The 12,315-nt window shown below is 53.7% G+C and carries 13 protein-coding genes; 8 read left to right on the plus strand and 5 right to left on the minus strand.

Annotation, left to right across the window (positions count from 1 at the left end; all coding sequences use genetic code 11):
- Window positions 1–119: 119 nt before the first annotated feature.
- The gene (locus CIK78_RS09860; RefSeq protein ID WP_096279557.1) at window positions 120–1,700 is read right to left on the minus strand and encodes an ABC transporter substrate-binding protein; all 1,581 of its coding nucleotides are present in this window, start codon (window positions 1,698–1,700) and stop codon (window positions 120–122) included.
- A 274-nt stretch (window positions 1,701–1,974) separates the two neighbouring features.
- On the opposite strand from CIK78_RS09860, the gene CIK78_RS09865 reads away from it, so the two are divergent.
- Entirely contained in the window at window positions 1,975–2,493 is a 519-nt protein-coding gene (locus tag CIK78_RS09865; RefSeq protein WP_096279558.1) for a hypothetical protein, read from the plus strand.
- Between the two features lie 37 nt (window positions 2,494–2,530).
- Here CIK78_RS09865 and CIK78_RS09870 read toward each other — a convergent pair whose 3' ends face one another.
- Window positions 2,531–2,917, minus strand: a complete 387-nt coding sequence (locus tag CIK78_RS09870; protein WP_096279559.1) for a glutaredoxin — start codon at window positions 2,915–2,917, stop codon at window positions 2,531–2,533.
- Between the two features lie 269 nt (window positions 2,918–3,186).
- Here CIK78_RS09870 and mpl point away from each other — a divergent pair, with 269 nt between their 5' ends.
- The 3 genes from mpl to CIK78_RS09885 are packed head-to-tail and all read left to right on the plus strand — an operon-like array spanning window position 3,187 to window position 5,870.
- Window positions 3,187–4,581, plus strand: a complete 1,395-nt coding sequence (gene mpl / locus CIK78_RS09875; protein WP_096279561.1) for a UDP-N-acetylmuramate:L-alanyl-gamma-D-glutamyl-meso-diaminopimelate ligase — start codon at window positions 3,187–3,189, stop codon at window positions 4,579–4,581.
- Window positions 4,578–5,246 carry a flavin prenyltransferase UbiX gene (locus CIK78_RS09880; protein ID WP_096279563.1) on the plus strand — a complete coding sequence of 223 codons (669 nt, stop codon included), beginning with the start codon at window positions 4,578–4,580 and terminating at the stop codon, window positions 5,244–5,246. The genes mpl and CIK78_RS09880 overlap by 4 nt, the downstream gene beginning before the upstream one ends.
- Entirely contained in the window at window positions 5,247–5,870 is a 624-nt protein-coding gene (locus tag CIK78_RS09885; RefSeq protein ID WP_176483389.1) for a LysE family translocator, read from the plus strand.
- A gap of 14 nt (window positions 5,871–5,884) precedes the next feature.
- Here CIK78_RS09885 and CIK78_RS09890 read toward each other — a convergent pair whose 3' ends face one another.
- The 3 genes from CIK78_RS09890 to CIK78_RS09900 are packed head-to-tail and all read right to left on the minus strand — an operon-like array spanning window position 5,885 to window position 9,096.
- Window positions 5,885–7,282 carry a bifunctional DedA family/phosphatase PAP2 family protein gene (locus CIK78_RS09890; protein ID WP_096279565.1) on the minus strand — a complete coding sequence of 466 codons (1,398 nt, stop codon included), beginning with the start codon at window positions 7,280–7,282 and terminating at the stop codon, window positions 5,885–5,887.
- Between the two features lie 42 nt (window positions 7,283–7,324).
- Window positions 7,325–8,257: a diguanylate cyclase gene (locus CIK78_RS09895; protein ID WP_096279567.1), complete on the minus strand. Its 933-nt coding sequence runs from the start codon at window positions 8,255–8,257 to the stop codon at window positions 7,325–7,327.
- Window positions 8,254–9,096: a hypothetical protein gene (locus tag CIK78_RS09900; protein WP_096279569.1), complete on the minus strand. Its 843-nt coding sequence runs from the start codon at window positions 9,094–9,096 to the stop codon at window positions 8,254–8,256. The genes CIK78_RS09895 and CIK78_RS09900 overlap by 4 nt, the downstream gene beginning before the upstream one ends.
- Window positions 9,097–9,369: 273 nt before the next feature.
- Between CIK78_RS09900 and CIK78_RS09905 the strand changes: the two genes are divergently transcribed.
- The 4 genes from CIK78_RS09905 (at window position 9,370) to rlmH (ending at window position 12,292) form a co-directional block, all read left to right on the plus strand.
- The gene (locus CIK78_RS09905) at window positions 9,370–10,677 is read left to right on the plus strand and encodes a glutamate-5-semialdehyde dehydrogenase (RefSeq protein WP_096279571.1); all 1,308 of its coding nucleotides are present in this window, start codon (window positions 9,370–9,372) and stop codon (window positions 10,675–10,677) included.
- A 25-nt stretch (window positions 10,678–10,702) separates the two neighbouring features.
- Entirely contained in the window at window positions 10,703–11,356 is a 654-nt protein-coding gene (gene nadD, locus CIK78_RS09910; protein ID WP_096279573.1) for a nicotinate-nucleotide adenylyltransferase, read from the plus strand.
- Window positions 11,357–11,441: 85 nt separating this feature from the next.
- Entirely contained in the window at window positions 11,442–11,828 is a 387-nt protein-coding gene (gene rsfS / locus CIK78_RS09915; protein WP_096279575.1) for a ribosome silencing factor, read from the plus strand.
- Window positions 11,825–12,292 (plus strand): 23S rRNA (pseudouridine(1915)-N(3))-methyltransferase RlmH, encoded by a 468-nt coding sequence (rlmH, locus tag CIK78_RS09920; protein ID WP_096279577.1) that lies wholly within the window; start codon window positions 11,825–11,827, stop codon window positions 12,290–12,292. The genes rsfS and rlmH overlap by 4 nt, the downstream gene beginning before the upstream one ends.
- The last annotated feature ends 23 nt before the right edge of the window (window positions 12,293–12,315 follow it).

Below are 12,315 nucleotides of genomic sequence, written 5' to 3' on the forward strand. Positions count from 1 at the left end.
AATTAAAAGGCTTCGCCCCTTAAACGCTTAAGGAACGAAGCATGCTTGCGGCTAACTCTTTTGCAATTAACGCTGCAGTGACTTGCTTAACGCTGTGTCACTAACTCGCGATGGATTGATTAATCATCGCTGCGATTAATGACCAGGTCACCTAGGTAAGGGAAGTCAATGGCGTTGACCACTGGCTCAATGTCGATACCCTCTGCGGCGGCGTAGGCCAGATTCTGCCAATGCAGCATGATGAAGCCGGCATCTTCATACAGCATAGCTTCAGCTTCGCGGAGCATTTCGTTGCGTTTTTCTAGGTCGACTTCGCTATCAGCTGCGGTGACCAATGCATCGATTTCTTCGTTGCAATAGTTGCCGTAGTTATATTGGCCAGCGCCAGATTCATCATCAATGCAGAAGGAGAGGTACTGGAAGAAGTTAGCGGTGTCTTCGGTATCCGAGTGCCAGCCAAGCAGCGCCATATCAGATTCGCGCGTATCGTACTCCGGCCAATACTGGGCAAGCGGCATGGTGCGCAGGTTAACATTAATATTAATTTGCGCCAGCATGTTGGATACCGCTTGAGCGATTTGAGCATCGTTCACATAGCGGTTGTTGGGCGCGATCATCTCAACGCTGAAGCCATCTTCATAGCCTGCTTCGGCCATTAGCTCTTTGGCACGCTCAATGTCATAGCGCGGCACTAAATCCGAGTTGTGACCTGAGTAGCCCATCGGTGAGAACTGGCCAGCCGGTGTCGCGAAGCCGCGCATCAAACGATCGGCAATACCTTCCTGATTGATGGCTAAATCAACGGCTTGACGAACGCGAGCGTCCTGGAAGGCTTCCACACGCTCTTCGTTCATTTGGAGGCCAATAATGCGTGTACCGTCAATCTCAACTAAATCAACGCCGTTGGCTTCCCGCACGCGATCTAAGTCATTGGGCGGTACGGCATCAATGAAGTCGACACCGCCTGAAAGCAGGGCAGCAACGCGTGAGGCATTTTCAGCAATAGGGGTTAACACGATGCTTGAAACGTTGCCTTCGCTTTCGGTGTCCCAATAGTCGTCAAAGCGCTCGAAATCAACCCGTACGCCCTGGCGGCGGTCGGTGACAACGAAGGGGCCAGTGCCTGAAACGTTGCGTGAAGCGAAGGAGTTACCGGCTTTAACTATTTCAGCTTTGTCTTTGCCATCGTCAGTTTCACCGCTGTAGTACTCGCTATCCATTGGGAATATATAGGTGGCGAGGTTAAGCAGCAGCGGGTAAGGCTCAGTAGTCACGATTTCAACGGTATAGTCGTCAATGGCTTCGACGCTCGCTACCGGCTCAAAAATGGCGCGGTAGTCAGGGCTTTCTTTTAAACGCTCAATGGTCCAAACCACGTCTTTGGCAGTGAAGGGGTTACCCGAGTGGAAAGTGACGCCTTCACGCAGTGTCATGCGCATGGTGGTTTCGTCGACCTGTTCCCACTCACTGGCTAGGCGAGGCTCGAATTGAAAGTCTTTTGTCCAGCGTACTAGCGGGTCAAACGTTAAATGCGATAGGCGCAGCATGCCGCCGGATAGCTGCTCGTGTGGATCAAGCGTTTCAGGATCAGCGGAGTAACCAATGCGCAACGTTTCAGCGCTAGCCGTCATCGGCAGCAGCGTCGTACCGGCAACCACTGCACCAATAACAGTCGCTAGCAGAGTCTTCTTGAACGTCATATTCGTTCCCTTTATTCATTGTTTATTATTAATTTTACGGATGTTTTCTTGTATCGAGCGATACGTTAAATTGAGAAAACGCCAGTAAAACAGACACGGTCAGCTCGTAAGCTATGCTAACAACATAGTGAATACCCATAGCCTCATACAATCGAAATAATGACAGGCATCATTCGTCTACTAAATGACAGCGCTAAGGACGGCGTACAATCGCCTACTGACTCGGCAAAAGCATTGCAGGTAAAATAGCGCAAACATCAGAGAGGGACTCACCATGTGGAAACAAATTGGCATCGCCGTAATAGCAGGGTGGCTGCCCGTCGGTAGCGTGGCCTCTGATCAATCGCTGCAGCAATCGCCGGACATTACAGGAATGCTTGAGGGCGATTCACAAGAGTGGTTTGTATTAAGCCAAGGTGATGACTCCAATGCCTCGTTCGTCGAATTTGGTGACGACATTAACATCGATATCACCGGTTTTATCGACCCTGAGCGCTGGGATGCGCAAGAGGCGCTGTCTATTAGCCTAACTGTGCGTGACGGTCAGTTGTTGAGTGCCGCCGTTCTTCAGCTTATTGGCACATCGACGTCCCCGCCTTTATATACTTCTGACGGCGGTGACGTGACGGTTTCACTGACGCACTACGAGCGTGATGGCCAAACGGTGCATGTAGCGGGCACCATCCAAGGGATGCTGGCGCTTCAAGTTCAGCTAGGTGATGCGCCGGATCCCAATGAAAGCATTGATATTGACGTGACGTTCGATATCGAGGCGCAGAAGATAGAGTTTTAAATCTAAGGCCCAACTGCGCCGGGCCTTCTTGTGTCGCTCAACCGAACTGCTGATGCAGCCAGCTATTAATAGTATCTGACTCGTACATCCATTCCTCACGCCCATCGTCATGAGCGATCTTTAAACACGGCACTTTACTTTTGCCGCCGCCTTCTAAGAGCGCCTGCTTGTGGGCGGGGTCAAGCTGAGTATCGCGTAACTCAATATTCAATCCCAGGCGTGCAATCTCTTTACGTACCTTTATGCAAAAAGGGCAGGTGCGAAATTGATACAGTGTAAGGCCCTGGCACGCTTGATCAACGCGAGCCTGATCTTCAGGCGTGCGCTCAATTGACGTCGGTGTAGTGAGCTTTTCCGAGACAATCATAACGGGGGCGAGTACGGCGCGAAGACCACGGAAAAAGTAGCGAATAAGAATGCGCATATAGGGCTCCTTGGCTGATAACAGCATGACAAGTGGGTCGACGAATTGGCGATAAAACGCATAAAGAGTGGCCGCATCCTGCAACAACTGAAGGGATTTGTCACTTGAAGAGCTTTGACGGGCGTTAATCGCGGTTTATAACGATGAGGTGATGAGCAAATTGCACCAGCATGCTAGGCTATTTAGCTATTTTTGCGCCTATTTTGTAATGCATTTATGGGCAGTTAACTAGTTGAAATCATTTATTGGCGATTAACGGGGCGAGAGGCATGCACCTTCATATTATTGGTATCTGCGGCACCTTTATGGGCAGCCTAGCGTTACTGGCGCGCGAGCTGGGGCATGAAGTTAGCGGCTCTGATAAGAATGTTTATCCGCCCATGAGTACTCAGTTGACTGATGCTGGGATTACCTTGATGGAGGGTTATACAGCAGAGCATTTATCGCCAGCTCCCGATCTTGTCATCGTAGGTAATGCGTTATCACGCGGTAATGCAGAGGTCGAAGCGCTACTTAATAGCGGCGTGCCGTATACCTCGGGTGCGCAATGGTTGGCTGAGCACGTGCTGCCAGGGCGGCGCGTTATTGCCGTTGCCGGCACCCATGGCAAAACCACGACGGCTAGCGTTGTCGCGTGGCTATTAGAAAGCGCCGGTTTAGCACCGGGCTTCTTGATTGGCGGCGTGCCGCGCAACTTTGGCGTATCGGCACGGCTAGGCGATCCACAGGCGCCGTTTATAGTCGAGGCCGATGAATATGACACGGCCTTCTTCGATAAGCGCTCCAAGTTTGTTCACTATCGCCCTCGTATCGCGATTCTCAATAATCTTGAATTTGACCATGCTGATATCTTTCCCGACCTGGCCGCCATTGAGCGCCAGTTCCATCACTTGATTCGCACCGTGCCCAGCCAAGGTCATTTGCTGGTCGCTGATGAGCAGCCCGCCCTGGACCGCGTTCTGGAGCAGGGAGCCTGGACGCCGGTCGCGCGCTTTGGCAATCAAAACAATAGCCAGTGGCAGCTGCGCTTAGAACGTGCTGATGCCAGCCGCTTTCAGGTCATCCACTGCGCGGATGAGCACGGCCAGGATGAAGATGCTGTCGTTGAGTGGCCGTTAACGGGAGAGCATAACGCGCGTAATGCGCTTGCCGCGCTAGCAGCCGCGCACCTGTGCGGGGTTGATTTAGCCCGTGGTTGCGCTGCATTGGCGCGGTTTGAAACGCCCAAGCGGCGCCAGGAAGTGCGTGGTGAAATCAATGGTATTCAGGTAATTGATGATTTTGCCCATCACCCCACGGCCATTGCCGCCACGCTCAAAGGGCTACGTGCCGCCACTACCAAAGGCCGCTTGCTGGCCGTTATTGAGCCACGCTCAAATACCATGCGTTTAGGCGCGCTACGCGAGCGTTTGCTTGAAAGCGTTGCTGATGCTGATGCCGTGTTTTGGTTTCAACCCAGCGGGTTGGACTGGTCGATGGAGGAGCTTGTCGCCGAACAAGATGGCCGTGGGCAGCTATTTAGCGAGATCACGGCGCTAGTAGAGGCCGTGGTTAGTCAGGCGTCACCGCTAGATCGTATTGTGGTCATGTCCAACGGTGGTTTTGAGGGCGTTCATGAGCGCCTGCTTGCCGCGCTAACAATCGCCAAGGAGAGCCAAGCGTGACAAACACAAGCGGTACATCGTTCAAAAAGCCGATTACGGTGGCGCTGACGGGCGCCTCGGGGGCGCAATATGGCTTACGCCTGATTGATGTATTGGTCGCCGCCGGTCATGAAGTATGGGTTATGGTGTCAAAAGCAGCCCACATGGTGATCGCAACAGAAACGCCTTTCTCACTCCCCGCGCAGCCCCAGCGTTTAGTGGAGGCGCTCAGTGAGCGCAGTGGGGCGCAGGCTGGGCAAATACGCTGCTTTGGGCGTGAGGACTGGATGGCACCCGTGGCATCCGGTTCAGGCGCGCCCTCAGCCATGGTCGTTTGCCCGTGCTCCACTGGATCGCTGTCAGCTATCGCAACAGGGGCCAGTAATAACTTGATTGAGCGGGCCGCGGATGTCGCTATTAAAGAGCGGCGCACGCTGGTGCTGGTGCCGCGCGAAAGCCCGCTGTCGCCCATTCATCTTGAGCACATGCTGGCGTTGAGCCGCCTGGGGGTGGTCATTTTGCCTGCTGCACCAGGATTTTATCATCGCCCTCAGAGCATTGATGATCTTATTGATTTTATCGTAGCGCGTATTCTTAACCAGCTGGGCATTGAACATACTTTGCTCCCTCGCTGGGGCGAAGCTGGTAGTGCGGCGACTCCTCCTTCTGCACAGGAAGATTTATAGATGATGTCTTGGGCGACACTTTCGGTTTTTGTGCCAACGTTTCTCTTTGTTTCACTAACGCCAGGGATGTGCATGACGCTCGCCATGGTGCTTGGGATGACCCAGGGCGTTAAGCGGACGCTATGGATGATGATCGGGGAACTGGCGGGCGTGGGCTTAGTCGCCGCCGCCGCCGGTGCGGGCGTTGCCGCGCTCATGCTGCGTCAGCCTGAATTATTTGTGCTGTTTAAATGGGTTGGGGGCGCCTATCTCGGTTATTTAGGCATCATGATGTGGCGCTCGCGTGGGCGTATGGCGATTCCTAGCGAGCTGGATGCCGGCCCACCGGCCAGCCGCCTTCAATTGGTAACGCAAGGGTTTGTCACGGCCGTAGCCAATCCTAAAGGATGGGCCTTTTTTATGGTTTTGCTGCCGCCATTCTTGGACGGTGGCCGCCCTCTGTTTGGCCAGCTCAGTCTTCTGATTGCAGTGATTTTGACTATCGAGTTTGCGAGTATGCTGGTCTATGCCACTGGCGGCAAAACGTTGCGCAACGTGCTGGGTAAAAGCGGCAACGTGCGTTTGCTAAATCGCATAGCCGGTACGCTGATGATTGGCGTGGCCCTGTGGCTGGCGCTGGGTTAGCTAATACCTGGTCGCTAAACCGGTGGCAGCAGTCCTACGCGGGCGCTAATAAGTACTAAAGATGCCACACATAGCAGCAGCCATGGGCAGGGGCGTAAACACGCTCGAGGCTGCTGCTGCCAATGAAGCAGTGTCAGTGCACATACCACCAGCCCTAATAATGCCCCGCCAACAAGATCGCTAAACCAATGCACCCCCACCACCAACCGCGATAGTGCCATCGGTAGCGCAAAAGAGAGGGCTACCCAGTAGGCCCAAAAACGTTGTTGTCGCGGTAGTTCGGCAGCAATAAAAGCTGCCGCCAGACCCAACAGAACCACGGCCGTTGATGTATGGGCGCTGGGATAAGAAAACGAGCCCATTAAGTAGTCCGGGGTGCCTGGGCGAGGACGAGCAAACAGCTCCTTAATCAGTGTGTTGAGCATCGCTACGCCGCCTAATGCGCCGCTCCAATGCAATAGAGCATCCCACCTATTGCGCACCAGCATCCAGATTGCCCAGGGCAGCGTTAACGCGATAATACCGTAGGTGTCGCCGATTCGAGCAAAAACATTCGCGATTATGTAGGTGATATCGCTGTGCAGCCATACGAACATGCGCTGAACGAGTAAATCCATTTCCAGCGGGCCGTGATGATTGATAACCAGCAATGTCCAGCCAGACAAGCTGCCTAACGCGATCACTAGCAGCAGCAACGACGCCAGCGGGACATCGCCCGCTTGGCTCATTGCAAGCCAAGGACGTCGTAATAGCGGGATGCGGCGAATACTTCCGGCAATGATGCGATAAAGCCGACCATGGCGCGACGCCTGATGCCGGCCCCAAGAGAAAATAACCGCCAATACAATAATGATAAACGCGAGTATCACTAAGCCCGCTTCTAAGCCGGGCGGTAGATTTAGATGGTGCTGCCAAGCGCGCCCAAGCAAATAGCCGGGCAGTATATAGGCGGGCGCCCAAAGCGCTGCTGAGATTATGTTGGCCAACACAAAAGTGCGCGGCGGCATGCGCATCATGCCTGCCACTAATGGAATGATGGGCCTCACTGGGCCTACAAAACGGCCAATAAAAACGGATGAAACGCCATAGCGCTTAAAGAAGCGCGTACCCCGATCTAGCCATTCAGGGTGCTGCGACAGTGGCCAGCGCTGAGTCACCTGCTCGCGATGTTTAAAACCCAGTGAAAAGCTAATGCCATCGCCTAAAACGGCGCCGATGAAGGCCGCGCCTATCAACCATGCCAGGGCAATATCCTGATGGCCAGCTAATGAAGCCATCGTGGTTATTAACATAACGCCAGGTACTAGCAGGCCCACTAGCGCTAGAGACTCGACAAGTGCAATAACGAGAACTAGGCAAAGTAACAGCGGTGGGGATAACGTTAAAGACTGTAGCGTATCAGCGAAGGACACAAGCCTCTCCAGCTAAATGTTTGAATAATAAGTAAACGGAGGCTAAGCGTGCGCGATAGCCGCGCCGCGTGCTTCTAAACGGCTTAAATAACGTTCGAAACTTTCTACGCGAGCAGGTATGCAGGCTGCAATACGTACTTCAAGTTGCCCTGTTTCGACCAAAACACACCGAGAAAGTGCCCGCTGTAAGCGTTCACGGACCAATAGTGCACCGCTTTCACTGGTATCTGGCAGCACAAGCCAGAAAGTAGCATTGCTCGTACGCCCCAGAACATCATGGTCGCGGCAGCGGCTGTGAACCTCACTGCACAGAACGGCTAGCAGTGCTGTTTTGGTGCGCTGGCCAAACTGCTCCTCGGCCATATCTAGCTGGGGAAGGTGCAATACTAACAGGGCTAGCTGCTTATTAAGCATCTCTGCGCGCTGGTATTCACTATGCAGCCGCTCTTTAAGCGTATCAATATGGTAAGCGTTACAGTCGCTGTCGTTTGGGTCGGTGGCGCGTAGCAGTGCTTGGCGACGGGCATGCTCCCAGCGCGGTAAGGCGAGAAGAAGCGTTAATGTGACGTAGCCCACGACATTCGAAGGTGATGAATTAGCCACGGCAGGTAATAGCCACCACAGCGGCCCTGCGATTATGTTGATGGTAATCGCAGCCGACAGTGGCAATAGCAAAAATGCAGCGATAACAGGGAGGCCTAGCCAAATAGGTGACACCTGCGGCTGATAGTAAAATGCGCCAAGTACTACGGCGTAGACACTGCAGAGTAAAATCATGCGGGGTAGGTAAGCCGCTAGCTTTTGCCCCATGTGCATCAAAAGTGCCGATATGAGTAGCAGCGTTGTAAAGGTAGGAATTAATAAATCACGATATTCCCCCATCGCATAAAGCCAAAGCGCATAGCTTGCCATCAGTACAATGCTTGACCCGTAGGCTTGCGCCATTAAGCGTCTTGGGATGCGCTGCTGTGTCATGTTGTCTCTCGCGCTATCGATTGCTTGCTCATTTGCGCTAGCGTAGCGGCATCGATATCCGTTAATCCAAAATGTTCGCTCGTTGTAACATCTGGCAGCGCAGTTAGCAGTATGCGGCGCCGGTGTGCTGTCTCTTGCACAGAGCGGGCAAGCAGTATCGTGACCAACGTTGTGTTGTTGATGCGATAGACGTTTTCGAACGCGTGTGTCAGGTCGCACAGTTTATGTGCAGTGGGCCAAAGCTGGTGGCGTTTCACATGCAGAATAAATATTTCGGCGTGCGTTCCCTCGCGTTGACAGCGCCGCTGCTCCCGAGGGATATCACGAAGCAGCTGCTCCTCAGCCCATAGATTTAGACCTGGTATCAAGCGTAAGCGTTGGCGAATAGCCCCGTTCATATCGATAAGTTGCTGTGCCCGCGACAGGGCGATCAAACTGAGTATTATCACGCTAGCTAACAAGAGTATGAGAGTCGGGGTGTCCAACTGAGGTGCCACCATTGCCGTACTAATCAGCGCAGCACTTAGAGTAAAGGCAGTGCCCCATCTGCGTTGCGGTAACATCAGCATGGCAGCCCACGCCCAAATTAAAATGCTGCGCTGCTCTGGTGCTGTGGCTATTAACCCCATCAATAGTGCGCCGGGTACTATTTGCCATGACAGCCCTCGTGAGCGGCGGTGGCTAAAGTCGAGCACTAGCGCAGTGATACACAGCCAGCCGACGGAAAGCCAAAGCACTATGCTGGCAGCGTTGGACGGGGCGGGTGCCCAAAACGCTAAGGCGGCGGCAGCGGCGAATAGATTGGCTCGTAATAGGCCGATTTTGTACTTGCTTTGCATGGTGGCTTATTATTCGTCCTGAGTAACCTATCGTCCTGAATAATCTGGCGCGCTTAGGCAAATGGGTGAGCGCAGGATGGTAAACGTACGCTGTATACATTAGCGCCTTAGTCATCCTTAGCATAACGTCCAAAAGGCGTAACATCTTTATCAGCGTGAAAAACGGCAACGCGAGCATGCTTGCCGGCCTTGAAGAAGCAGTATTAGTTGACGACCCTAGCCAGTGCTTAGGGCACCTATAACCGAGTATGCGCGACGACGCGCGGAGACAGCATGAGCGTTTCAACACCGTTCCAAAGCGGGGCCCTTCAACACCTTTCTAGCGGTGATGTGCCCGCCTACATGCAGGCACTGGGGCAGGCGGCTCGGCACGCTGCCAGTGAGCTGCGGCGAGCGGATACTGGCTTGAAAAATCGTGCTTTATTCGCCATTGCCGATCGCTTAAAGGCTGCACGCGCACGCATTTTAGACGCCAATGCAGCAGATTTACAGCGCGGTCGTGAAAACGGTTTAGAGAGCGCGCTACTAGATCGTTTAGCGCTGGACGATGTGCGGGTTAGTAGCATGATTGAAGGCCTTCATCATGTGGCAGCGCTGCCTGATCCGGTGGGCGAGATTGACGATATGCAGTACCGACCCAGCGGTATTCAGGTGGGTAAAATGCGCGTGCCGCTAGGCGTTATCGGTATTATTTATGAGTCACGTCCTAACGTGACGCTGGAAGCCGCAAGCCTGTGCTTGAAGTCGGGTAATGCCTGTATTTTACGCGGCGGGTCGGAGGCTAGTGCATCCAACGCTGCCATCAGCGCTTGTATTCAAGCAGGGCTTGCGGATGTAGGGCTGCCCGCTGGAAGCGTGCAGGTGGTTGCCACGACTGATCGCGCGGCCGTCGGTGAAATGATCAGTATGCCCGAGTATGTTGATGTGATTATTCCGCGGGGCGGGAAATCATTGATTGAGCGTATCTCCCGTGAAGCGCGCGTGCCGGTGATCAAACATTTGGACGGCGTATGCCATGTGTACATTGATACAACGGCGGATCCCGCTAAAGCACTAGCGATTGCTGTCAATGCCAAAACACATCGTTATGGCACCTGCAACACGATGGAAACACTGCTGGTGGATGCGCCGATTGCAGACCTGCTGTTGCCTGAGCTAGCGCGCGCTTATGGCGAGCATGACGTTGAGCTGCGTGGCTGCCAGCGTACGCTGGCGCTATTGCCCCAAGCCATTGCTGCCACGGATGCCGACTGGACAGCGGAGTATTTAGCTCCGATTCTGGCCATCAAAATCGTTGATGGCATCGAGGAAGCCATTGCGCACATAGAGTTTTACGGCTCCCATCATACCGATGCGATTGTCACTCAAGATTACTCGCTGGCACGACGCTTTATGGCTGAAGTTGATTCCAGCTCAGTGATCGTCAATGCATCAACGCGTTTCGCCGACGGTTTTGAGTACGGCTTAGGCGCTGAGATTGGTATTTCAACCGATAAGCTTCATGCCCGTGGCCCGGTAGGGTTAGAAGGGCTTACAACACGTAAGTACGTGGTGTTTGGTGACGGGCAGGTGCGCGAGTGATTAGGTGGAATAATAAGGGGGTGAAATGAGCAGCCACGAACCTCGTGTTGGTATGCTTGGCGGCACATTTGACCCCGTTCATCTGGGCCATTTGCGTAGTGCCGTGGAGCTACACGAGGCGCTGGCGCTTGATCAGTTGCATATGATTCCAGCGCAGCAGCCACCGCTGCGCGGACGCCCGCAGGTATCTGCCCAGCAGCGCTTGTCACTGTTACAGGTGGGTATCGGTGACACCCCAGGACTTGTCGCGGATGACCGTGAGCTGCAGCGCGGCGGGCCTTCCTACAGTGTCGATACGCTGGCCGAGCTGCGAGCCCATTATGGCGAGCATGCCCGCTTAGTAATGGCCATTGGCTATGATGCCTTCCTGCGGCTTGCGCAGTGGCATCAGCCTGAACGCATATTTGCACTGGCCCACTTGGTGGTCATTGCGCGGCCTGGCTACAGTGACGCGTTGCCTGAATCATTAACGGAACTGGTGGGGCAACGTGGAGTCGATAGCGTAGAACAATTGATGCAGAGCCCCCGCGGGGGATATTTATTCCTTGAACTGCCTTCATTGTTGGCAATTTCCGCCACGGGCATTCGCGAGTGTTTATATCAAGGCAAAAGCGTGCGTTATTTGATGCCAGAGCCCGTTGAGCAGGCCATTAAGCACCACGGACTTTATCAGCAGTGAGATATAGCGCTGGCAGTCAGCAAAGAAGCCGTTACAATGGCCGGCTTTATTGACCGGTTATCGAACGAGGTTGTCTTTAGGAGTCATGCACATCGATACATTGAAAAGCCTAGCGGTTGACGCGCTAGAAGAGCTAAAAGCACGTGACATTACGCACTTGGATGTTTCCAAATTAACCGAGGTCACTGACCTCATGCTGATTGCCAGTGGTACATCTACTCGGCACGTAGCCGCGATTGCCCAAAACGTGGTTGAAAAAGCCAAAGCGGCCGGGCTGCGTCCTCTGGGTGTTGAAGGTGGCGATAATGCTGACTGGGTGCTTGTCGACCTAGGCGACATTGTAGTGCACGTCATGATGCCTGAAGCGCGGCTTTTGTATGATCTAGAGCGTCTTTGGGCTGATTTGCCGAGCGACTCTAACGCTATTGACGAATCGCTTGAACGCTTCCGCGAGCGGGCCAGTATGTCATGAAAATTCGGCTGTTAGCCGTGGGTAACAAAATGCCTGCCTGGGTAGAAGAGGGCGTGGAGACCTACCGCAAACGGCTGCCGCGAGATTTTAATCTCGAGATTGAAGAAATTGCGCTTGGGCAACGTGGCAAAAATGCCGACATTGCAAAAGCGCGTGCTCAAGAAGCACAGCGGATTCGCGATAAGCTGCGTGGTGATGAGTACGTTGTTGCATTGGAAGTGAAAGGTAAGCCGTGGACCACCGAGCAATTAGCCCAGGAAGCCGATGATTGGCGTATGACCGGGCGCGATATTGTTCTGCTGGTCGGTGGGCCCGATGGGCTTGAGCCTTCGCTTTCGGCGATGGCGGAAAAAGCCTGGTCGCTTTCCCCTTTAACGCTACCTCATCCTCTGGTTCGTATTATGCTGGCTGAGCAGCTATATCGTGCTTGGACACTGCTAGTGGGCCATCCCTATCACCGCTAAAGATTGAATGGTGGGCAACCACT

Origin of the sequence: Halomonas sp. JB37, assembly GCF_002332255.1 — a bacterium.
Lineage (GTDB): Bacteria > Pseudomonadota > Gammaproteobacteria > Pseudomonadales > Halomonadaceae > Vreelandella > Vreelandella casei.

Coding starts and splice junctions, on each gene's coding strand:
- CIK78_RS09860 (WP_096279557.1), bottom strand. CDS start 1,700: ATGACGTTCAAGAAGACTCTGCTAGCGACTGTTATTGGTGCAGTGGTT.
- CIK78_RS09865 (WP_096279558.1), top strand. CDS start 1,975: ATGTGGAAACAAATTGGCATCGCCGTAATAGCAGGGTGGCTGCCCGTC.
- CIK78_RS09870 (WP_096279559.1), bottom strand. CDS start 2,917: ATGCGCATTCTTATTCGCTACTTTTTCCGTGGTCTTCGCGCCGTACTC.
- mpl (WP_096279561.1), top strand. CDS start 3,187: ATGCACCTTCATATTATTGGTATCTGCGGCACCTTTATGGGCAGCCTA.
- CIK78_RS09885 (WP_176483389.1), top strand. CDS start 5,247: ATGATGTCTTGGGCGACACTTTCGGTTTTTGTGCCAACGTTTCTCTTT.
- CIK78_RS09895 (WP_096279567.1), bottom strand. CDS start 8,257: ATGACACAGCAGCGCATCCCAAGACGCTTAATGGCGCAAGCCTACGGG.
- CIK78_RS09900 (WP_096279569.1), bottom strand. CDS start 9,096: ATGCAAAGCAAGTACAAAATCGGCCTATTACGAGCCAATCTATTCGCC.
- CIK78_RS09905 (WP_096279571.1), top strand. CDS start 9,370: ATGAGCGTTTCAACACCGTTCCAAAGCGGGGCCCTTCAACACCTTTCT.
- nadD (WP_096279573.1), top strand. CDS start 10,703: ATGAGCAGCCACGAACCTCGTGTTGGTATGCTTGGCGGCACATTTGAC.
- rsfS (WP_096279575.1), top strand. CDS start 11,442: ATGCACATCGATACATTGAAAAGCCTAGCGGTTGACGCGCTAGAAGAG.
- rlmH (WP_096279577.1), top strand. CDS start 11,825: ATGAAAATTCGGCTGTTAGCCGTGGGTAACAAAATGCCTGCCTGGGTA.